The organism is Corallococcus terminator (genome assembly GCF_049194865.1).
In the GTDB taxonomy this organism is placed as follows: domain Bacteria; phylum Myxococcota; class Myxococcia; order Myxococcales; family Myxococcaceae; genus Myxococcus; species Myxococcus terminator_A.
Genome location: NZ_JBLZWL010000092.1, coordinates 22,275 through 43,076 on the forward strand (window position 1 = coordinate 22,275; position 20,802 = coordinate 43,076).

Annotated in this window: 16 protein-coding genes; 14 read left to right on the forward strand and 2 right to left on the reverse strand. The window is 69.2% G+C overall.

Going from position 1 to position 20,802, the window contains the following annotated elements:
* The first annotated feature begins 3 nt into the window (after positions 1–3).
* The 4 genes from ACN469_RS28740 to ACN469_RS28755 all read left to right on the forward strand — a co-directional run bounded on the left by ACN469_RS28740 (position 4) and on the right by ACN469_RS28755 (position 6,007).
* Complete coding sequence (locus ACN469_RS28740; protein ID WP_498772873.1) at positions 4–2,220, forward strand: DUF4912 domain-containing protein; 2,217 nt, start codon at positions 4–6, stop codon at positions 2,218–2,220.
* A 25-nt stretch (positions 2,221–2,245) separates the two neighbouring features.
* Complete coding sequence (locus ACN469_RS28745; protein ID WP_498772875.1) at positions 2,246–3,835, forward strand: glycoside hydrolase family 57 protein; 1,590 nt, start codon at positions 2,246–2,248, stop codon at positions 3,833–3,835.
* Between the two features lie 98 nt (positions 3,836–3,933).
* Positions 3,934–5,400 carry a trypsin-like peptidase domain-containing protein gene (locus ACN469_RS28750; RefSeq protein WP_498772877.1) on the forward strand — a complete coding sequence of 489 codons (1,467 nt, stop codon included), beginning with the start codon at positions 3,934–3,936 and terminating at the stop codon, positions 5,398–5,400.
* A 13-nt stretch (positions 5,401–5,413) separates the two neighbouring features.
* Positions 5,414–6,007: an SGNH/GDSL hydrolase family protein gene (locus tag ACN469_RS28755; RefSeq protein WP_498772879.1), complete on the forward strand. Its 594-nt coding sequence runs from the start codon at positions 5,414–5,416 to the stop codon at positions 6,005–6,007.
* Positions 6,008–6,025: 18 nt separating this feature from the next.
* Here the strand turns inward: ACN469_RS28755 and ACN469_RS28760 are convergent, their stop codons facing one another.
* Positions 6,026–7,951, reverse strand: coding sequence for a GGDEF domain-containing protein (locus ACN469_RS28760; RefSeq protein WP_498772881.1), 1,926 nt, complete (start codon positions 7,949–7,951; stop codon positions 6,026–6,028).
* A gap of 192 nt (positions 7,952–8,143) precedes the next feature.
* Here ACN469_RS28760 and pgeF point away from each other — a divergent pair, with 192 nt between their 5' ends.
* The 8 genes from pgeF (at position 8,144) to ACN469_RS28800 (ending at position 16,908) form a co-directional block, all read left to right on the forward strand.
* The gene (pgeF, locus tag ACN469_RS28765) at positions 8,144–8,905 is read left to right on the forward strand and encodes a peptidoglycan editing factor PgeF (RefSeq protein WP_498772883.1); all 762 of its coding nucleotides are present in this window, start codon (positions 8,144–8,146) and stop codon (positions 8,903–8,905) included.
* Between the two features lie 80 nt (positions 8,906–8,985).
* A complete protein-coding gene (locus tag ACN469_RS28770) occupies positions 8,986–9,864 on the forward strand; it encodes a tetratricopeptide repeat protein (RefSeq protein WP_498772885.1) in 879 nt (292 codons plus the stop codon).
* Positions 9,865–9,890: 26 nt separating this feature from the next.
* A complete protein-coding gene (locus ACN469_RS28775; protein WP_498772887.1) occupies positions 9,891–11,111 on the forward strand; it encodes a LysM peptidoglycan-binding domain-containing protein in 1,221 nt (406 codons plus the stop codon).
* Positions 11,112–11,244: 133 nt separating this feature from the next.
* Entirely contained in the window at positions 11,245–12,366 is a 1,122-nt protein-coding gene (locus ACN469_RS28780) for a DNA-processing protein DprA (RefSeq protein WP_498772889.1), read from the forward strand.
* Positions 12,367–12,377: 11 nt separating this feature from the next.
* Positions 12,378–14,960: a type I DNA topoisomerase gene (gene topA / locus ACN469_RS28785; RefSeq protein WP_498772891.1), complete on the forward strand. Its 2,583-nt coding sequence runs from the start codon at positions 12,378–12,380 to the stop codon at positions 14,958–14,960.
* 75 nt (positions 14,961–15,035) lie between these two features.
* Complete coding sequence (locus ACN469_RS28790) at positions 15,036–15,776, forward strand: MotA/TolQ/ExbB proton channel family protein (RefSeq protein ID WP_498772893.1); 741 nt, start codon at positions 15,036–15,038, stop codon at positions 15,774–15,776.
* Between the two features lie 19 nt (positions 15,777–15,795).
* A complete protein-coding gene (locus ACN469_RS28795; RefSeq protein WP_498772895.1) occupies positions 15,796–16,317 on the forward strand; it encodes an ExbD/TolR family protein in 522 nt (173 codons plus the stop codon).
* A 3-nt stretch (positions 16,318–16,320) separates the two neighbouring features.
* Positions 16,321–16,908 carry an ExbD/TolR family protein gene (locus ACN469_RS28800; RefSeq protein WP_498772897.1) on the forward strand — a complete coding sequence of 196 codons (588 nt, stop codon included), beginning with the start codon at positions 16,321–16,323 and terminating at the stop codon, positions 16,906–16,908.
* A gap of 60 nt (positions 16,909–16,968) precedes the next feature.
* On the opposite strand, the gene ACN469_RS28805 is transcribed toward ACN469_RS28800, so the two are convergent.
* Positions 16,969–17,355, reverse strand: a complete 387-nt coding sequence (locus tag ACN469_RS28805) for a TraR/DksA family transcriptional regulator (RefSeq protein WP_498772899.1) — start codon at positions 17,353–17,355, stop codon at positions 16,969–16,971.
* Positions 17,356–17,634: 279 nt separating this feature from the next.
* On the opposite strand from ACN469_RS28805, the gene trmFO reads away from it, so the two are divergent.
* On the forward strand, positions 17,635–19,011 hold the full coding sequence (trmFO, locus tag ACN469_RS28810) for a methylenetetrahydrofolate--tRNA-(uracil(54)-C(5))-methyltransferase (FADH(2)-oxidizing) TrmFO (RefSeq protein WP_498772901.1): 1,377 nt from the start codon (positions 17,635–17,637) through the stop codon (positions 19,009–19,011).
* The gene (locus ACN469_RS28815; protein WP_498772903.1) at positions 19,008–20,675 is read left to right on the forward strand and encodes a gliding motility protein; all 1,668 of its coding nucleotides are present in this window, start codon (positions 19,008–19,010) and stop codon (positions 20,673–20,675) included. Before trmFO ends, ACN469_RS28815 begins: the two co-directional genes overlap by 4 nt.
* The last annotated feature ends 127 nt before the right edge of the window (positions 20,676–20,802 follow it).

Sequence of the window (20,802 nt, forward strand, 5' to 3'; positions counted from 1 at the left end):
CCCATGGACGACCTCAAGCGCGTCACCGTCGGCTCCCTGAGAGAGCTGGCCCGGAAGCACCTGGGGAGCGGATACAGCAAGCTCAATAAGGAAGAGTTGGTCGCCGCCCTGGCTGGGTTCGTGCCCCCGCTCGCGAGGCTCGCCCGGCTGGTCGGCATCGAGCTGCCTCGCAAGCGCCTCGCCGAGCAGAAGCCCGAGCCTGGTCCCGCCAAGGCCGTGACGCCCTCCGCCAGGTCAAAGCAGGTGACTGGGAGCGCGCCCAAGGCCGCTCCCGTGGTGAAGGCCTCGGCGGGGACCTCCAAGGCCAAGGGCGGACTCGCCGTGAAGGCAGGGGCTCCGTCGGCCAAGGCCAAGGGGACGCCCACGGCGAAGGCCGCGACGCCGCCAGCCCGCGCGAAGGCACAGGCTCCGGTGAAAGTTCCGGCCGCATCATCCAAGGAGAAGGCCCCGAGCAAGGCCTCCGCGAAGGTGGCGGCGGTGGTGTCCAGGGTGAAGGCCTCGGGCAAGGTCCCCGCGAGGGTCGCGGCGGTGGTGTCCGCGGTGGCGTCCAAGATGAAGGCCTCGGGCAAGGCCCCCGCGAAGGTCGCGGCGGCGGTTTCCGCAATGGTGTCCAAGGTGAAGGCCTCGGCCCCACTCGCCGAAGACACGCCGCGTGCAAAGACTCCACGGAAGGCGGCCCCCGAGGAGCTGCCGGAGCAGGGACGTGTCTCCGCACCCAAACGCGTGGCGGCCAAGCGCGCTTCAGAGAAGTCCGACAGCCCACCTTCCGCACGCCCGGCCCACATCGTGAACTTTCCACCCAAGCCTCGTGGTTCTCGCGACACCGTGTCGCCGACGGAGCCCGAAGCCGTGTTCGGTGCCAGCCCTGACGCAGCGGAGCCCTCCAGCCCGGCTGACGCTGGCTCCGTGACTCCGCCGCCCGTGGAGCCCGTGGAGCAGCACCCCGCCGAACCGCTCATCGAGGGCTTCTTCGTCGCTCGCGTCCGAGGCGAGGCCGAAGCTCGACGCCATCACCTCCAGGAGCCACCCGCGCCCCGGACGGAGTCGTCCCCCAGCGCCGCGGCGGAGCTCGCGAACGAGGACCCGCTTTCTCGCGAGTACCACGACGACACCGCGGTGCTGCTCCCTCGCGACCCGCATACCCTCTTCGCGCTCTGGGACTTCAGTCCCGCCACGCGGTCTCGCGCGATGCAGGGCCTGGAAGAGCCTCGGGCCGTCCTGCGCGTCTTCGATGGAGAGTCCCTCGTGCGCGAGGTGGACTGCTCACTCGAGTCACGCGGTTACTACATCCATGGACTTCCACCGGGCCGGCCGTACCGGGTCGAGGCCCATTACATCGGCCGGGGTGGCAAGGCGCATCGCATCGGCCCCTCCAGCAATCGCGTGGCGCTCCCCGCCGCGGGCGTATCGACGGACACCTCCGTGCGCTTCCTGCGCCGGCCCATCCCCGTGGAGCCCGAGGCCCCCGTGGCCGCCGCGCCAGTCCCCACGCCTGTACCGGAGAACCTCGAGCGCGAGTACATCACGTGGCACCGGGTCAACCTGCCCGGGAGCGCGGGCGCGAAGGACATCCCCGTGGTCCATCGCGAAGGCGTCGGGCCCGGGGTTCCTCCGTCGGCCGAAGGCCCAGGCTCCCAGGTGGACTCCGGCACCTATCTGCAAGGCATCGAGCGCGCACCCGGTGCCTCGGACCAGCGCTACGTCGCCTCGCATCGCTACCTCGATGCACAGGAGCGCGCGCCGGGCGCTTCGGACATGCGGTACGGCGAAGGCCCGGTGCATCCCTCGTCGTCGCCGCGCGCGTTCGAATACCTCGAACTCGGGCAGGTGCGCGCCCCGGGGGCCTCCGAGCAGCGTTACCAGGACGGCGCGTCGCGTCCTCCCTACGAATACCTGGACATCGGCCGCGCGCCGGGAGCCTCGGACATGCGCTACGCCGAGCCTTCTCCCAGCGCGTCCGCACCGACGAACGCGGGTGGCTTCGTGTCTCCTCCTCTCGCCACGGGCTCCGCGGAGCTGCGCTACTTCGAGGCTCCCCCGAGTGCGCCAGGCGCCTCGGAACAGCGCTACTTCGAGTCGCCGCCCCGCGCTCCTGGTGCCTCGGACCGGCGTTACTCGGACGTGGCGGGAGGCTCGATTCCAGAGCCGGTGAAGCAGGCGACAGGAAGCTCGGACCAGGCCGCGCACCGGAAGCCGCCTTCGGGCAAGGGCCGCTCGTGAACCCCCAAGGACACCTCGACCGACCATGAGCCTGGGCTCCCTCTCACTCGTCCTTCACGCGCACCTCCCGTTCGTCCGACACCCCGAGCACGAGGACTTCCTCGAGGAGGACTGGCTCTACGAGGCCATCTCCGAGACGTATCTCCCGCTGCTGCTCGCCTTCGACTCCCTGGCCGAGGACGGCATCCCGTTCCGGCTGTCAATGACGTTGTCCCCCACGCTCGTCACCATGCTGCGGGACGAGCTGCTGATGACGCGTTATGCGCGGAAGCTGGAGCAGCTCTGCGAGCTGGGCGCGCGCGAGGTCCACCGCACCCGGACCGACGCGACCTTCGGACCCCTGGCACGCTTCTATCGGGACCACTTCGAGACCCTGCGCCGCGCCTTCCATGACCGTTACAAGCGGGACCTCGTCGCCGCGTTCCGACGCCTCCAGGACGCGGGCTACCTGGACATCCTCACGTGCAACGCGACGCACGGCTTCCTGCCACTGATGCAGCAGGTGCCCGAGGCCGTGCGCGCCCAGGTGATGGTGGCCGCCAACCACTATCGTCAACACTTCGGCAGGGACCCGGCCGGCATCTGGCTGGCCGAGTGCGGCTACTTCCCGGGCCTGGAGCGAGTCCTCGCCGCCGAGCGCATCCGCTACTTCTTCGTGGACACGCACGGCCTGACGGACGCCACGCCGCGCCCGCTGCATGGCCCCTACGCGCCCATCTTCACCGAGGCCGGTGTCGCCGCCTTCGCGAGAGACCCCGAGAGCAGCCAGCAGGTCTGGAGCGCCGAGTACGGCTATCCCGGCGACCCGGACTACCGCGAGTTCTATCGGGACATCGGCTGGGACTTGGACCTGGACTACATCCGTCCGTTCATCCAGCCGACGGGCGACCGCAAGAACACCGGCTTCAAGTACTACCGCATCACCGGGAAGACGAACGACAAGCGCCCCTATGACCCGGCGCTGGCGCGAGAGCGGGCCGCCGTGCACGCCGGCAACTTCCTCTTCAACCGGCAGCGGCAGATAGAGCACCTCGCCTCGCGCCTCGGCGGTCGCAAGCCCGTGGTCGTCTCGCCCTACGACGCGGAGCTGTTCGGCCACTGGTGGTTCGAGGGGCCGTGGTTCCTGGAGGCCTTCATCCGCAAGGCCGCGCGCGAGCAGTCCACCTTCGACCTGGTGACTCCGCTGGATGACCTGCGCGAGAACCCCGAGAACCAGGTGGCCACGCCGCCGATGTCCTCGTGGGGCGCGGGCGGCTACGCGCACATGTGGCTGGATGGCACCAATGACTGGGTCTACCGCCACCTGACTCACTGCGCGCGGAAGATGGTGGAGCTGGCGAGGGACTTCCCGGACGCCCCCGAGCTCCAGCGGCGCGCGCTCAACCAGGCCGCGCGGGAGTTGCTGCTCGCGCAGAGCTCCGACTGGGCCTTCATCATGAAGACGGGCACCATGGTGGAGTACGCGAAGCGGCGCACCCGGGAGCACGTCCAGCACTTCCTCCGGCTGCACGACGAGCTGCGAGCGGGCACCATCGACGAGGGCTGGCTTGCCCAGTTGGAAGGCCGCGACAACCTCTTCCCGGAGCTCGATTACCGCCTCTATCGACTGGGATGAGCTTCCGGGCCCGTGGGTGGCGGGCCCGATTGTTTCGAGGGATGACCGTCGGCCGTTTCGCTTGCTGGACCGCATTTCGGCTTTAGTTTGGGGAGCATATGAACCGTTCTTCCGTCGCGTCCCGGAGAGCCCTGGCCACCGCGCTGCTCCTCGCCTTCCCGTCGGCTTCGTGGGCGCAGGCTCCGGCGCCCGCTCCCGCGCAGGGCCAGCCTGGAAACCTCCAGCCGGCCACTCGCGAGGCGCAGGCGCTCCCGTCGCTGGCGCCGCTGGTGGACTCGGTGAAGTCCGCCGTCGTCAACGTGGACGTGCAGGCGCGCGGCGGTGGAGGCGCGAGAGGCATGGAGGACAACCCGCTCTTCGACCGGTTCTTCGGTGGCGGCGCTGGAGGCAGGGGAGGGCGGGAGCAGCTCCGCCAGGGCGCGGGCTCCGGCTTCATCATCGAGCCGACGGGCATCGTCCTCACCAACAACCACGTGGTGGAGGACGCCGTCTCCATCACCGTGCGACTGGATGACGGGCGCTCGTTCTCCGCCTCGGTGGTGGGGAGGGACCCGCTCACCGACATCGCGGTGGTGAAGATCAAGGACAAGGTGGAGGGCCTGCCCACGGTGAAGCTGGGCGACTCCGACGGACTGCGTGTGGGCGACTGGGTCGTCGCCATCGGCAATCCCTTCGGGCTCGCGTCCAGCGTGAGCCTGGGCATCGTCTCCGCGCGGGCGCGTGACATCGGCGCGGGGCCGTACGACGAGTTCCTCCAGACGGACGCGGCCATCAACCCGGGCAACTCCGGCGGTCCGCTGTTCAACATGCGGGGCGAGGTCGTCGGCATCAACACGGCCATCGTCGGCGGCGGCACGGGCATCGGCTTCGCGGTGCCCAGCAACCTGGTGAAGGCGCTGGTGCCGCAGCTCGAGAAGGACGGCTCCGTCACACGCGCGTGGCTGGGCGTGGGCATCCAGGACCTGACGCGGGACTTGTCGAGCGCGCTCAAGCTGCCGGTGACGGAGGGCGCCATCCTCACGCAAATCAATCCGGGCTCTCCAGCGGCGAAGGCGGGCCTGAAGTCGGACGACGTCGTCACCGCCATCGACGGGCAGACGGTGACGTCCAGTGGCCAGCTCACGCGCACCGTGGCGCTCAAGCGTCCGGGCAGCACCTCCACGCTGACGGTGTTCCGCGAGGGCAAGAAGCAGGACGTGAAGGTGATGCTCGGCACCCGGCCCGACCTGGAAGGCGTGGCCGCGCGCAAGCAGCAGGGCGACGACTCGCAGGAGAGCTCGCGTCGCGTGGGTGTCAGCCTCCAGAACCTGGATGCGCGCACCGCGCAGCAGGCGGGCTTCACCGAGCGCCAGGGCGCCCTCATCACCGACGTGATTCCGGGCTCTCCGGCGGACCGCGCGCAGCTCGAGCCGGGCATGGTGGTGGTGGAAGCCAACCGCAAGCCGGTGAACAACGCGGACGACCTGGCGAAGGCGATTCGCGCCGCGCCCGCGGGCAGCACGCTGCTCTTGCGCGTGGCCTCTCCGGGAGGCGGCCGGCTGCTGCGCGCGCTGCGCATGCCGTAGTGGAGCGACGGACATGAGCGTCAACTACGTCGCGCTGGGAGACAGCACCGCAGTGGGCGTGGGAGCGACGCGCGGCGGGGGGTACCCCGAGCGCCTCGCCTCGCGGCTGCGCAAGGACGGGCTCTCCCTGGGCTTCACCAACCTGGGCGTCAGCGGGGCGCGCATCCGCGACGTCTTCACCGGGCAGGTGAAGGCCACCGTGGCCGCGCACCCCACGCTGGTGACGCTGGGCGTGGGGACCAACGACCTCTGGCGTGGCACGGCGGTGGAGGACTTCCAGGAGGACCTGGAGCGCATCGCCCGCCGGCTGAAGCAGACGGGTGCTCCGCTGGTGCTGGTGAACATCGCGGACCTGGCCCTGGCGCCCGTCGCCAGGCTGGTGCCCAGTGCGCTCTACGAAGGCCGCATCGAGCCCTTCAACGCCGCCATCGCCCAGGTGGCGCACACGGAGGGGTTGCACCTGGTGGACCTGTACACCGCCAGCAAGGAGATGTTTCCCCGCGCGCCGCACTTCTTCTCGGGCGATGGCTTCCACCCGTCCGAGGAAGGCTACGAGGAGTGGGCGGACCTGATGCTGCCCACGGTGCGCACGCTCGTGTCCCGCTGAGCTGTTCCGCGCCGCGTCCTACGCCTTGGCCACGCCGCCCGGAGGAATGGGGGCGGTCGCCTCGGCGGGAGGCGTGTGGGGCCCGCGCTCGCGGCCGGGGTGGATCTCCATGCCCAGCTCGAACGGCGTGGTGCGGTTGCGGCCCGTGCGCTTGCTGCAATAGAGGGCCGCGTCAGCGCTGTCGACGAGCCCCTCCTGTGTGTTGGCGTCGGTGGGGAAGTGGGACACGCCCACGGACACGGTGACGTGGCCCCCCGGGAGGCCCGGCTGCGAGAGGACGATGGTCTCCGCCACCGCGCGACGCAGCTTCTCCGCCACTTCCACCGCGTCCTGCTTGGTGGTGTGGGGCAGGAGCAGCACGAACTCCTCGCCGCCGTAGCGCGCCAGCGTGTCCACCTTGCGTACGCGTGTGCGGAGGATGTCGCAGACGCGGCGGAGCGTCTCGTCACCCGCCCGGTGGCCGGCCAGGTCGTTGAGGCGCTTGAAGTGGTCCACGTCCACCATGAGCAGCCCCAGCGGCGTGCCGAAGCGCTGCGCGCGCGCCAGCTCCAGCTCCATGCGCTGGAAGAGGTGCCGTCGGTTGGGCACCCCCGTCAGCGGGTCCGTCATGGTGAGCTTCACCGTCTCCGCGTGCAGCTGTGCGTTCTTCACCGCCGCCGCCGCGATGTCCGCCACGGCGGTGAGCAGCTCAATCTCCTCCACCGAGAAGCTGGCGATGACCGGACGCTGGAAGTTCACCACGCCCATGAGCGTGCCCGCGTGCACCATGGGCACCGCGAGCAGCGCGCCGGTGACCATCGCGTCCTCCACCAGTCCACGGCGCGCGAAGATGCTGGTGGGGTCTCCGACGTCCGGCAGGTACACCGACTTGTGCGTCTGGGCCGCTCGGCCGCAGGCGCCTTCGCCCACCGAGAAGACGATGCCCTCCGCGCCACGTCCCTCCGGCCACGCCTGGCGCACCTCCAGCGAGCCCTCCGCGCTGACGAGCATGATGGAGAACTCCGGAATCTGGAGCCGCTCCACCACCAGCCGGGTGACAGCCTCCAGCAGCTCGTCCAGCTCCAGCGTGGAGTTGAGGGAGCGCGTCACGTCGAACAGCAGCGACAGCTCGCGAAGGCGGTCTTCCAGCTCGTCCTTGAGCGCGAGCTTCTCCTTCACCAGCTCCAAGTCACGGTGGGTGTCGATCTCCTCCGCCTTCATCGCGGTGAGCCGCGCCAGCATCTGGTTGAAGGCGGCGCTCAGGCGCGCGATTTCATCCGTGCCGCGCACGTCCGCGCGAACCAGCAGATCTCCGGCCTCCGCGCGCCGCATGGCCGCGCTCAGCCGACGCAGCGGACGCGTGAGGTTGAAGTGCAGCGACAGCGCGATGACGAGCGCGAGCAGGATGGCGAACACCGCCATGGACCCCAGCGCGCCATCGAAGACCTGCGTCAGTTGCTGGTGCAGCGCGGGCTCCGTCATCCGCATCTGCAGGACGCTGGCGCCAGGGACCTCACCGCGCGAGTGACAGCTCCCGCACTCCGGACCGCCCAGGGGCCGCACCACCTCCGTGACGCCGTCCGCCGAGCGCGCTGTCTCCGGCCCGGGGCGGGTGAGGCGCGAGGCCTCCGGGTGCACGGTGCCAATCTCCGAAGGCGCGCGAGACCAGCGCACCCGTCCATCCGGCGTCAGCACACGCACGTCCGCCACAGAGCGGAACAGCCGCGTGTCCGAGTGGAGCACCTCCGTCACCGCGCCATGCGCGTGGGCACCGGGCCCCTGCGGCAACAGGAACGTCGAGGCGACGAACTCCGCGAGTGCGAGTGACTCCACCTGCGTGGCGTCCTGCACCGCCACCCGCGCCTCGCGCCAGAAGTGGCCCACGCCCAGCAACGTCACCACCAATCCCGGCAGAGCGATGCTCCAGAGGAGCTTGCGGCCTACAGTGTCGGGACCCAGGGGCATGCGCGCGTTCGCGTCACTTCGTCCGAAAGGATTCAACTCGTTTCACGAAGAGTCAGAGGAATTGTCAATGGGCTGACGCGGACTGTCAAACGTACTTGCATGGGAATTTTCTCATTCCGTTGGCGCATCCGGCTGGCGCAGGTCGACGTCCGCATGCGTCGCGACGGGCGTCACGGTTAGAAGAGGCAACGCATGGCGATCGAGCTGCTCACGTCTTCCTTGCTTCCCGTTCCGCATGGCTTCGCGACGCGCGCGGGCGGTGTGTCCGAGGGGCCCTTCGCCTCGCTCAACCTGGGCTTCTCCACGGGAGATGAGCGGGAGAAGGTGGAGGAGAACCTCCGGAGGCTCGCGACGGCGGCCGGGGCTCCCCTGGGCTTGCTGTCTCGCGTGTCCCAGGTGCATGGCGACCGGGTGCTGGAGGCGCGGGTGGAGGAGGGGGGCGACATGCTGCGGCCTCCCGAGGGCGAAGCGGACGCACTGTGGACGGGCGTGCCCGGGACGTGGGTGGCGGTGGGCACGGCGGACTGCGTCCCGGTGTTGCTGGTGGACCCTGACGGACGGCGCGTGGCCGCGGTGCACTCGGGGTGGAAGGGAACGGACGCGGACATCAGCGCACGCGCCGTGGAGGCGCTGGCGGCACAAGGGGCCCGGCGGGAGCGGCTGCTCGCGGTGGTGGGGCCGGCGATTCAGCGCTGCTGCTACGAAGTCTCCCCGGAGCTGGGACAGCGCTTCACGGCGCGCTTCGGCTCGGAAGTCGTGGAGGAGGAGGGCGGGCGCATCCGGTTGGACCTGTCACGCGCGGTGCGGCTGACGTTGCTGGGCGCGGGGCTGCGGGCGGCCCATGTGGACGTGCTACAGGTCTGTACCGCATGTGAGCCCTCGCGGTTCTTCTCCCACCGGCGTGACGCGGGGCGCACGGGACGGCACCTCAACCTGGTGGTAAACCGGTTCTAGAAGGGGAGCGCCGGCCGTTTTCTTGACGCTCTCCGACGTGCCTTCCTATCCTCGCAAGGGACTTTCATCCGTTGAGGCCCGTGCTCGAGCGCTCCGCCATCTTCCGCTTGCTCGCCGCCGCGCCGCTGTGCGCGCTGTGTGCCTGTGCCACCACTTCCGCCACCCAGGCGGAGGTCGGGGCCCTGCAGGCGGAGCTTCGCGTGCTGCGCGAGTCGCAGTCCCGTCTCGTCGACCGGCTGGAGCGGTTGGAGGCCCATGCCGCCGTCGACCGCGCGCGGGCCCCAGGTTCCTCGTCCACGACGAAGCAGGCCACCCCCGCCTCCGTGCGAGTTACCGCCCCGGAGCAGGATGGGGCGCTGACGGAGACGCCGGAGCTGTCGGTGGTGAAGCTCAAGCCCCGCTTCGAGCCCGCGCCCAGGCTGGCCACGCGGGTGGCGGTGGTGGAGCCCGAGTCCGAGCAGGTGGAGATGTTCATCAGCAACGTGCCGGACGGCGCCTCGGGTAGCACTACCCTGGCGTCGACGGGCGGGGCCACGATGGTGACCACGCGGGAGGATGATCCCGCGGATCAGCCGGACCCCGACGTGCTCGAGGCGGACTACGAGAAGTCCGTGTCGCTCCTGCGCACCGGCAACGTGGAGGGGGGCGTGCAGCGCCTGCGCCGCTTCTCCGAGGAGAACCCTCGCCACCCGCGCGCGGACAACGCGCTGTACTTCAGCGGGCTGGGGCTGATGGGCCTCAACGAGTTCAAGGACGCCGCCAGGACGTTCGAGCGGCTGCTGTCCACCTATCCCGCCGGGGACGCCATGCTGGACGGCATGCTCCGGCTCGCCGAGTGCCGGATGCGGCTCAACCAGGCCGCGGATGCCCGGGCTCTCTACACGCGCGTCGTCACCCAGTTTCCGGGGACGGCCGCCGCCACGCAGGCGGAGCAGCGGCTCGCCGCGCTCCCGCAGTGAAGTCTTCTTCGAAAGGATGTCGTGCGATGCGCTCCCGGATCCTCACCTCGCTGATGTTGAGCCTCGCCGTCGCCCCCGCCTGGAGCGCACTCGCGCAGCAGGAGGGCGGCGACCAGGATGAGACCGAGGCTGGCAGTGAGACGGAAGGCGCCGAGGTCATGGACGAGGCGGCGCCCGAGCGCCCCTCCGGCACCAATGTGACGCTGCCCCCGGGCGCGGCCAAGGGCCGTGAGAGCGCCCCTGGCGTGGTCCACACCGTCGAGTCCGGTGACACGCTGTGGGACCTGTCCTCGCGCTACCTGGGCAGCCCCTGGTACTGGCCGAAGGTCTGGTCCTACAACCCGGAGATCGCCAACCCGCATTGGATCTACCCGGGCAACCAGGTGAGCTTCTTCGGCGGGGGTGAGGAAGTGCCCCGGCGCGTGGAGACCGGCGATGACACCGTCGACGTGGCCGCTCCCACGGAGATGTCCGGCGGGGACATGGTCTCGGTGTCGGGCAAGATTGGCTACGACGTGTCCTCGTCGCGGCCGGTGACGACGCAGGGCTTCGTCACCCCGCGCGAGCTGGAGGAGGCGGGCCGCATCGACGGCTCTCCGAGCGGCGCGCTGATGCTGTCCTTCCCGGACAACGTCTACGTGCGCTTCAAGCGCAATGCCTCCGCCAAGGTCGGTGACCGCTATGTCGTCTTCCACACCACGCAGGCGGTGAAGCACCCCCGCTCGGGCAAGCAGCTCGGCTTCCTGACGGACTTCGTGGGCACGCTGCGCGTGGTGCGCGTGGACAAGGGCATGGTCACCGCCCAGATTGTCGACACCTGGGACGGCATCGAGCGTGGCGACCTGGTGGGCCCCTACGGCGAGAAGCTCAGTGAGCGCGTCGCCCCGCGGCCCAACACCAAGGAACTCAACGCCACCGTGGTGACGCCGCTGGTGCCCTACCTGTCGCTGCTCGGCGAGCACAACACGCTGGTGCTGGACAGGGGCAGCGCGGACGGCGTCCAGCTGGGCAACACCTTCCTCATCCTCCGCCAGGGTGACCCGTCCCGGCAGGTGCTGGGCAAGCCGGAGCTGCCTCCGCCGCCCGCGTCCGACAAGGCGCTGCCGTGGGAGAACATCGGCATGTGCATGGTCACCGAGGTGAAGGAGCGCACCAACAACTGCCTGATGATGCGCTCCACCGAGGAGATCAACATCGGTGACCGCGCGTACATGCGCGTCAGCCCCGCTCCCACCGCCAGCCGCTGAACCCGGCAGGAAAAGTGCATCCCCTCCCGTCCCGGAGGGGTTGAGTGCTTGACCGGTGGCGGTCCGGTGTTTATGTGTCGCGCCCCTCCCTGCGGACCCATCTTCTATATAGGTGGGAATCGAGGGGGTCGGTATGGCGGACGCTGAGACGGACAGCCTCACGGCGGAGCAGCAGGCATGCCTGGCGCTCTGGGCCGTTCCCGGCCTGGGGCCGAGGACGCTGGCCGCCTTGCGCGCATTCGCCGACGGCCGTCTCGCCCCCCTGGCCACGACTCCGGTAGGAGACTGGGTGTCCGAAGCGCCGGTTTCCCCACAAGTCCGCCGACGGCTGGCCACGCTGGAGCGGCTCCCCGTCGTCGCGGAGCGGCTGCAGGAGGCGTGTCGCTCCGGAGGCATGAGGGTGGCGTTCGCCGAGCAGCGGGCCTATCCGGAGCGCCTCAAGCAGGTGGAGGACGCGCCGCCCCTGCTCTTCCACCGGGGCCAGCCCGGGCCGCCGCGCAGGCGGGTGGCCATGGTGGGCAGCCGACATCCGGATCAGGGTTTCCTGCCTTTTGCCCGTGCCTTCGCCCGTCAGGTGGCCGAGGGTGGGGTGGGGGTGGTGTCGGGTGCGGCGGCGGGCGTGGACCGGGCGTGCCACTGGGGTGCACTGGACGTGGGCGCGGAGACGTGGGCTTTTCTGGGGTCGGCGCTGGATGCGTTGGACCCAGCGCAAGCCCGCCTGCTTCCTCACTTTTTGGAGAGGGACGGGGTGTTCTTCAGCGAGCTGCCGCCTGGGGTGCGGGCAAGCACCTCCACGTTTCCCCGGCGCAACCGGCTCATCTCCGGCGCATCGGATGCGGTCCTGGTGATGAGGGCGGGGGCGGAGTCGGGCAGCTTGCACACGGCGAGGGCGGGGCGGACGCAGGGGCGGCCCGTGCTGGCGATGCCAGGGGATGTGCGTCAGGCGGACGCGGCGGGCTGCAACGCCCTGCTGCGGGAGGGGCACGCGAGTGCGTGCCTGGATGCGAAGGACGTCTGGCGGGCGGTGGGTGTTGACCCCGGGTGGATGGTGGCGCCGGGAAAGGTTGATTCGTGGGATGGGCTCTCCCCGGAAGCGCGGGGCGCCTATGCGGTGTTGGACCGGATTCCCCGGACGTTCGATGAGGTGCTGACCGGGAGCACCCTCTCACCCGCGGCGCTCGTCAGCGCGCTGGTGGAGCTGGAGATGACGGGGCTGGTCGTCCAGCACCCGGGCAGGCTGTACGAGAAGATCTAGGTAGGAGAGTCATGGCCACGCGGACGAAGAAGAAGGCGGAAGAGACCGAGGCGACCGAGGAGAAGGCGCCCAGCAAGGCGACCGGTCGCACGGCCGCCAAGAAGAAGCCTGCGGCCAAGAAGAAGACCGCGGCCAAGAAGACCGTGGCAAAGAAGACCGCGGCCCGCCGGCGCACCACCAAGAAGGGTGATGACGACTCGCTGCCCGCCGTGGACGCGGACGCCGAGGAAGAGGCCACGCCGCGCGGCAAGGGGCCGCACTACCTGGTCGTCGTGGAGTCGCCCGCCAAGGCGAAGACCATCAAGAAGTACCTGGGCTCCGGCTACACGGTGAAGGCCTCCGTGGGGCACGTGAAGGACTTGCCCAAGAGCAAGATTGGCGTCGACGTGGAGCACGACTTCCAGCCCCAGTACGAGGTCATCAAGGGCAAGGAGAAGGTGCTCAACGAGCTGAAGAAGATGGCGAAGTCCGCCGACAAGGTCTTCCTGGCCACGGACCCCGACCGCGAGGGCGAGGCCATTGCGTGGCACATCAAGGAAGAGCTGGCGCATCCGGACGCGATGCGGGTGACCTTCAACGAAATCACCAAGAAGGCCATTCAAGAGGCCATCGCCCAGCCGCGCGAGCTGAACCAGGACAACTACGACTCGCAGCAGACGCGTCGCATCCTGGACCGGCTGGTGGGCTATCAAATCTCGCCGCTGCTCTGGCAGAAGATCCGCCGGGGCCTGTCCGCCGGACGCGTGCAGTCCGTCGCGGTGCGCCTCATCGTGGAGCGCGAGACGGAGATCAAGGCCTTCGTCCCCGAGGAGTACTGGACGCTGGACGCGCTGTTGGAGGGCCCCTCCGGCCCGCCGCCGTTCAAGGCCAAGCTGTCCAAGGTGGACGGCAAGAAGATAGAGCTCAAGGACCGCGCCATCACCGAGGGCCTGGTCAACGAGCTGAAGGACGCCGCGTTCTCCGTGTCCAAGGTGGACCGCCGTGAGCGGCGCCGCAACGCGCCCGCGCCCTTCATCACGTCCAAGCTGCAGCAGGAGGCGGCCAACCGGCTGTCCTTCACCGCGAAGAAGACGATGACGCTGTCCCAGAAGCTCTACGAGGGCGTGCCCCTCGGCGAGGAAGGGCAGACGGCGCTCATCACGTATATGCGCACGGACTCCACGCGTCTGTCGGACGACGCAGTGAAGCAGGTGCGGGAGATGATCGGCTCCAAGTACGGCACGGAGTACCTGCCGGAAGAGCCGGTGGTCTACAAGTCCCGCAAGAGCGCGCAGGACGCCCACGAAGCCATCCGCCCCACGTCGCTGGAGTACCCGCCGGAGCGGGTGCGTCCCTTCTTCGACGCGATGGACGAGCAGGACATGTTCCGGCTCTACGAGCTCATCTGGAACCGCTTCGTGGCGTGCCAGATGAAGCCCGCCGTGTATGACCAGACGAGCGCGGACATCGCCGCGGGCCGGGCCACGTTCCGCGCCTCTGGCAGCACGCTGAAGTTCCCCGGCTACCTCGCGGTGTACGGCGCGGGCCTGACGCCGGAAGAGGAGTCGGAGAAGGAGAAGGCCAAGGCCGCGGGCGAAGAGGGCGCGGATGGCGCCGACGCCGTGGGCGACCTGCCGCTGCTCAACGACAACGACAAGCTGGGACTGCAGAGGCTCGTGCACGAGCAGCACTTCACCCAGCCGCCCCCGCGCTTCAGCGAGGCCACGCTGGTGAAGGAGCTGGAAGAGAAGGGCATTGGCCGCCCGTCCACCTACGCGGCCATCCTCTCCACCATCCAGGACAAGAAGTACGTGGAGAAGCTCGAGGGCCGCTTCCGGCCCACGGACCTGGGGCAGATGACCAACGAGATGCTGGTCAAGCACTTCCCCCACGAGCTGGACGTCACCTTCACGGCGACGATGGAGGAGAAGCTCGATCAGATCTCCGAAGGCGGCGCGAAGTGGGTGTCGGTGCTGCGCGACTTCTACGGGCCCTTCAAGGAGACGCTCGAGAAGGCGAAGGCGGAGATGCGCGACGTCAAGCGCGAGGAGATCAAGACCGACATCGCCTGTGAGAAGTGCGGCAACCACTTCGTCATCAAGTTCGGAAAGATGGGGCACTTCCTCGCCTGTTCGAACTACCCCGACTGCAAGAACACCAAGGACTTCAAGCGGGACGCCGAGGGGAAGATCGTCATCGTCGAGGAAGAGACGACGGACGAGGTGTGCGAGAAGTGCGGCAAGCCCATGGTCATCAAGCGCGGCCGGTTCGGACGCTTCATGGCGTGCTCGGGCTACCCGGACTGCAAGACGTCCAAGCCCATCTCCATCGGCGTGGGGTGCCCGGAGTGCAAGCAGGGCTACCTGACGGAGCGCCGCAGCGGCCGTGGGAAGATCTTCTTCGGCTGCAACCGCTACCCGGACTGCCGCTTCGCCGCGTGGGACCGGCCCCTGGCGGAGGCGTGCCCCCAGTGCGCGTCGCCGTACCTCCTCCAGAAGTTCTCCAAGCGGGACGGCGCGTACGTCGCCTGCCCGAACAAGGAGTGCGGTCACCGGCGGGAGGTCGTTGAGCAGGCGGGCGTCCCCACGGACCCGGGAACTTCGTCGGCGGCCTGAAAACCCAAGTGTTTACGGGGGGCTGGCCCGTCCGTGGCTTGACAGCTTCGGCGGGCCCGCCCTACAACCCGGGCAATGATTTCCTCGGTGGTCAGCGAGTTGCTGGTCAACGCGAGCCTCGCGGCCGCGGACGCCGGAAAGCTCGGCGTCACGGACTCCGTCATCAAGTTCTTCAAGGATGGCGGTCCGTTCATGTTCGTGAACCTGTTCTGGCTGGCGTGCGCGCTGGCGGTGTCGGTGGAGCGCATCGTCACGCTGGTGTTCCGCTACAACCTGAACCCGGCGCCCTTCATGGAGCAGATCTCCAAGCTGGTGCGCAGCGGCAACCTGGACCGCGCCGTGAAGGTGTGTGGCATGGCGCCCACCGCGCCCCTGGCCAAGATCATCCGCGCGGGGCTGGTGCACGCGAACCGGGGTGAAATCGAGGTCTCCAAGGCGGTGGAGGAGGCCATCATCGAGCACAGCCCGCATGTCTCGAAGCGCATCCCCTGGCTGTGGTCCCTGGCGAACATCGCCACGCTGGTGGGCCTGGTGGGCACCATCTTCGGCCTCATCGGCACCTTCCAGGCGCTGGGTGACGTGCCCGCGGACCAGAAGCAGCGGCTGTTGTCGGACGGTATCTCCAAGGCGATGAACAACACCGCCTTCGCGCTCTCCATCGCGGTGGTGTGCATCATCTTCCACCTGTTCCTCACGTCGTACGCGAAGAGCATGGTGGAGAGCCTGGAGCTCAACGCCTTGAAGCTGGAGAACCTCCTGTCGCGTCGCGGCAGCGCGGACCCGGCGGCCACGGAGCTCGAAGCTCGCGCGTCGTAGGGCGGGGCGAGCGCGCGCCATGGCGTTCCACTACTCCCGCCGCAAGCTGAAGGTCCGCAAGGAAGAAGAGTCGGGCGAGCTGAACGTCGTCCCGTACCTCGACATCCTCATGAACCTCATCATCTTCATGCTGCTGTCGATTACGGGGCTGACCTCGTTCGGCATCCTCAACGTGAGCGCGCCGGGCTACGGCGCGCCGTCCACGGGGATGACGCAGGATGCGCCCTCCGACGAGCCGAAGCTCACGCTGTCCGTGCTCATCTCGCGCAAGGGCCACTTCGTCAGCAGCGAGAACGCCATCCTCGGTGAAGGGGGTGCGCCCACGGTGCCGACGAACGCGGCCGGCGACTACGACTACGCCGCGCTCAACGCGTGGATGGTGAAGATCAAGACCGGGTTTCCCAAGGAGACGAAGGTCATCGTCGGCGCGGACGCGGACGTACCCTACGAGGCGCTCATCCAGACGATGGATGCGCTGCGTGAGGAGCAAGGCCCGCAGCGCCGGTTGCTGTTCCCCGATGTCACCCTGGCGGGGACCTGAGCCATGTCGTCCTCCGAACCCCTGGCGCACGCGCCGGACGCCGTCGACGAGGAGGCCCTGGCGCGGCTGCGCTTCCGCAGGGCCCTGGCGCGCAAGAAGCGCAAGGAGCGCGACGCGGCGGGGGAAATCAAGGAGCTGAACATCACCGCGATGATGGACATGATGACCATCCTCCTGGTGTTCCTGCTCAAGTCCTTCGCCTCGTCCTCCGCCGCGGTGACGGCGTCCGAGGACGTGCGGCCGCCCATCTCCACCACCCGCGCGACGCCGCAGGACACCATCGCCGTGACGATTACGTCCAAGAGCGTGCTGGTGGGTGAGCGCGAGGTGCTGCGCCTGGTGAACGGTCAGCTCCCCGCCGAGGCCCTCCAGGGCCGGCTGGTGCTCCCGCTCGACGCGCGGTTCAAGAAGGAAGTGGAGAAGCTGAAGTACATCGCCGAGCGCAATCCTCAGGCGCCCTTCAGCAAGGAGCTGTCCGTCATCGCGGACCGCAAGGTCCCCTACGACATGCTCCTGAGCGTGCTCTACACGGCGGGACAGAACGAGCTGGAGAACTACCGCTTCGTCGTCCTCAAGAAAGAGGGCGATTGAACGAGCGGCGCTCCCCGGCGGAACCAGGGAGCGCCCGCGCGTCACGTCACCGGAGCGGGGCTACAGCGACGGCGCCGCGTAGTGCCCGCCGCGCATGTCCTGCTCGTGCTGCTCGGCGTCCTCCGCGCAGCGGATGGCGAAGGGCAGGGCCTCCAGGCGGTCCATGGAGATTTCCTGGCCGCAGTCCACGCACTCGCCGAAGACGCCCGTGTCCATGCGCAGCAGCCCGGCGTCGATGAGCATGATTTCGCGGCGCTGCGCCTCCATCAGGCTGGACAGGGTGTAGTCCGCCAGCTCCGACTGGGCGTTCTCCTCGTACTCGGGATCCCGCTCCTGGTCCTTGAGCGCGGTCAGCTCGCGGTGCGTGCCGCTGCTGGTGGTGAGGATGTCCCGCCTGCGGCGCTGAAGAATCTCGCGAACCTTCAGCAAGTCTTGGGCTCGGCTCATGGTGGCCTCGTTTCCGTGTGGCTGTCTTCGAGTGCGTTGTGTGCGCCCGCTCGGATGAACGCTGCCTTCGAGCGATGAACGCGAGAAACGTAGGGTTTCAACCCAGGTGGGGAAACCGCGCCTTCCAACCTGGGGTGAAGGCGGCTCGGGGGGCAGGCGACCGGACATGGGCCCCTGGACAGGACACCCGGTTGACGCCCATGGATTCGCGGGTGGGACAGGGCGTGCCAGTCCTGCTAACTGTTCGCTGACGGGCTCGGCGCTCCCGGGAGGAACAGGATGGCGGACGTGAAGCAGCAGCGGGTGACGGTGATTGGCGGCGGCCTGGCCGGTACGGAGTGCGCATACCAGCTTGCCCGCCGGGGCGTGCCGGTGGTGCTGCGGGAGATGAAGCCCCACAAGCGTTCTCCGGCGCACAAGTCGGATCAGCTCGCGGAGCTGGTGTGCAGCAACTCGCTGCGCTCGGACAACCCGGAGAGCGCCATTGGCCTGCTGCACGCGGAGCTGCGCGCCCTGGGCTCGCTGATTCTGAGCAGCGCGGACGCCCACCGCGTGCCCGCCGGAGACGCGCTGGCGGTGGAGCGCGAGGGCTTCTCCAAGGCGATTACGGATGCCCTGCTGCGCCAGGCGGGCGTGGAGTTCGTGGCGGGCGAGGTGGAGACGCTGCCGGAGGACGGCCCCGTCGTGGTGGCCACCGGACCGCTGACGTCGGACGCCCTCACGCGCGAGCTGGAGCGGCACGTGGGGCAGAAGCTCTATTTCTACGACTCCATCGCCCCCATCCTCTCCGGGGACTCCATCGACCTGACGGTGGCCTTCCGGCAGAGCCGCTACGGCAAGGGCGGCGGCGATGACTACCTGAACCTGCCGATGAACCGGGAGGAGTACTACCGCTTCATCGCCGAGTTGAAGGCGGGGCAGAAGGTGGTGCCGCACAGTTTCGAGGAACCGAAGTACTTCGAAGGCTGTCTGCCCATCGAGGTCATGGCGGAACGCGGCGACGACACGCTGGCCTATGGGCCGATGAAGCCGGTGGGACTCCGGGACCCGCGCACGGGCCAGGAGCCCCATGCGGTGGTGCAGTTGCGCATGGAGGACCGCGCCGGCACGTCCTGGAACATGGTGGGCTTCCAGACGCGCCTGACGTGGGGGGATCAGAAGCGCATCTTCGTCTCCTGCATCCCGGGCCTCCAGAACGCGGAGTTCCTCCGGATGGGGCAGATCCACCGCAACACCTTCATCGACTCGCCCCGGCTGCTGTCGAGCGACTTGTCCCTCAAGACGGAGCCCCGGGTGTTCTTCGCGGGGCAGGTCTCCGGCGTGGAGGGGTACGTGGAGAGCGCGGCGTGTGGCTACCTGGTGGCGCTGACGCTGCACGCGCGGCTGAGCGGGAAGGAGTGGGTGCCGCCCCCGGCGACGACGGCGCTGGGCTCGCTATTTCGTCATGTGACGGGAGAAGCGCACCCGCCGGACTACCCACATCAGCCCTCCAACATCATCTATGGCCTCTTCCCGCCGCTGACCGGGCGGATGAAGAAGGCGGACAAGCGGGCCGCGTATTCGGCCCGCGCGAAGCAGGACCTGGCGGCGTGGCTGCCGCACGCGGGTGTCCCGACGTCGGGCACCCCAGAGCTTGAGGAGCAGAGGAGCGCATGATGCGGCCGAGGCTGGGACGACTTCTGGGCGCGGGCCTGATGGCCTCGCTCATGGTGGCGGGCACGGGGTGCAAGAAGGGCGAGGACAGCGGCGCGAAAGCCGGTGCCCCCGCCGCGCCGGCCTCGGGTGGCGCCGAGGCGCCGAGCCGCGCTCCCGCGCCGAGCAGCGCGACACGTGCCGCTCCCGCTGGAGCAGGGCAGGGCCTGCTGCTGGCCGCGGGCCGCGCGGCGGACCTGCGGCTGACCTCCGATGGCCGGTTCGCCAGCTATCTGCTGAACGGGCAGAAGCCCCGGCTGGACGGCGTGCCTCCGCAGATGTTGCTCGGAGAGCTGCACGTGGTGGCCGTGGAGGGGGGCGAGCCTCGCAAGCTGGGCGACAGCGTGACGAACGTGCCGGGCGGGCTGCTCTTCTCGGCGGACTCGAAGCACGCGCTGTTCCTCACGGGCTACAACCCGGCCTCGCAGTCCGGCTCGCTCAACGTGGCGGTGCTGGATGACCCGAAGGCGGAGCCGACGGTGCTGGGCACGGCGGTCAGCTACATGCTGCCATCGCCGGACGGGACGAAGCTGGCCTTCGTGGATGGCGGCAAGCTGAAGCTGGGCCCGCTGCCCTCGGGGCCGTTCGTCGACGTGGCGGCCGAGGTGAGCACCGCCCAGTTCACCTCCGACAGCAAGACGCTGCTGCTCAAGCGGCGGCTGTCCGCGGCGGGCGGGCTGGCGGCGGTGTCGGTGGACAAGCCCGAGGAGGCGCCGCGCAAGCTGGCGGACCAGGTGGGCGACTACGCCGTGTCCCCGGATGGCCAGCGCGTGGCCTTCCAGGTGCGCAGTGAGTCGGTGCGCGGGCTCTACGATTTGTACCTGGTGGAGCTGCCGGCGCAGAAGCCGAAGCGACTGGCCGTGGCGGCGCAGGCCTTCGGGTTCTCTCCGGACGGCAAGTGGCTGGCGCGCTCGGAGAATGGCAAGCCGGACGTGCCGGGTGACTTGTACGTGGGTCCCGCGTCCGGTGGCCCGGGCCGCAAGGTGGGCGAGCGCGTGGAGATCTTCTCCTTCTCGCCGGACTCGCAGGCGGTGGGCTTCCTGGACAAGTACGACGTGACGGCGCGCGCGGGACTGATGGCGGTGGCTTCGCTGCCGGATGGCGCTCCGAAGCGGGTAGGGGACCGCGTGCCCAACTTCGTCTGGGGCGCGGATGCGAGCTACGTGGCCTTCCTCTCGCGCTTCCTCAAGCCGGAGTACTCGGTGGACCTGATGCTCTATCCGCTGGGCGCGGAGAAGGCGGAGAAGGTGCACCGGGGCGTCTTCGGCTACGGCTTCATGCCGGGCAACGGGCAGGTGGTGTTCCGCGCCAACTGCATCCGCAATGGGCGCGCGTGCGACTTCAAGGCGCTCGCGCTGCCGCAGAAGGAGGACCCGAAGACGTGGCTGCAGGGCATCTTCAGCTACAAGCTGTCCGCGGATGGGCAGCGCGTGCTGGCGACGTCGGCGCGGATGGACTCGGACTCGTACGACATCGCCGTGTACGACGCGAAGACGCAGGCGCGAAAGCCGTTGGACCAGGGCGTCCAGGTGCCGGTGTATTTCGGTGGCAAGGATGACTCTCGCGCCGTGTACATCATCGCCCAGGGCTCCAAGGCCGGCGTCTACAGCGTGTCGGCCCTGCCGTAGTCGGCAAGCAGCACGGCTTGGGTTCACCGGAGCGTGAGTTGAAGGCTCACGCCTCCGGGCCCGCCGCGCGCTGTCGTCCGGGTGCCGGGACACCCGGCCCCACGTGGCAGCCGAGCGGTGGGCCTCG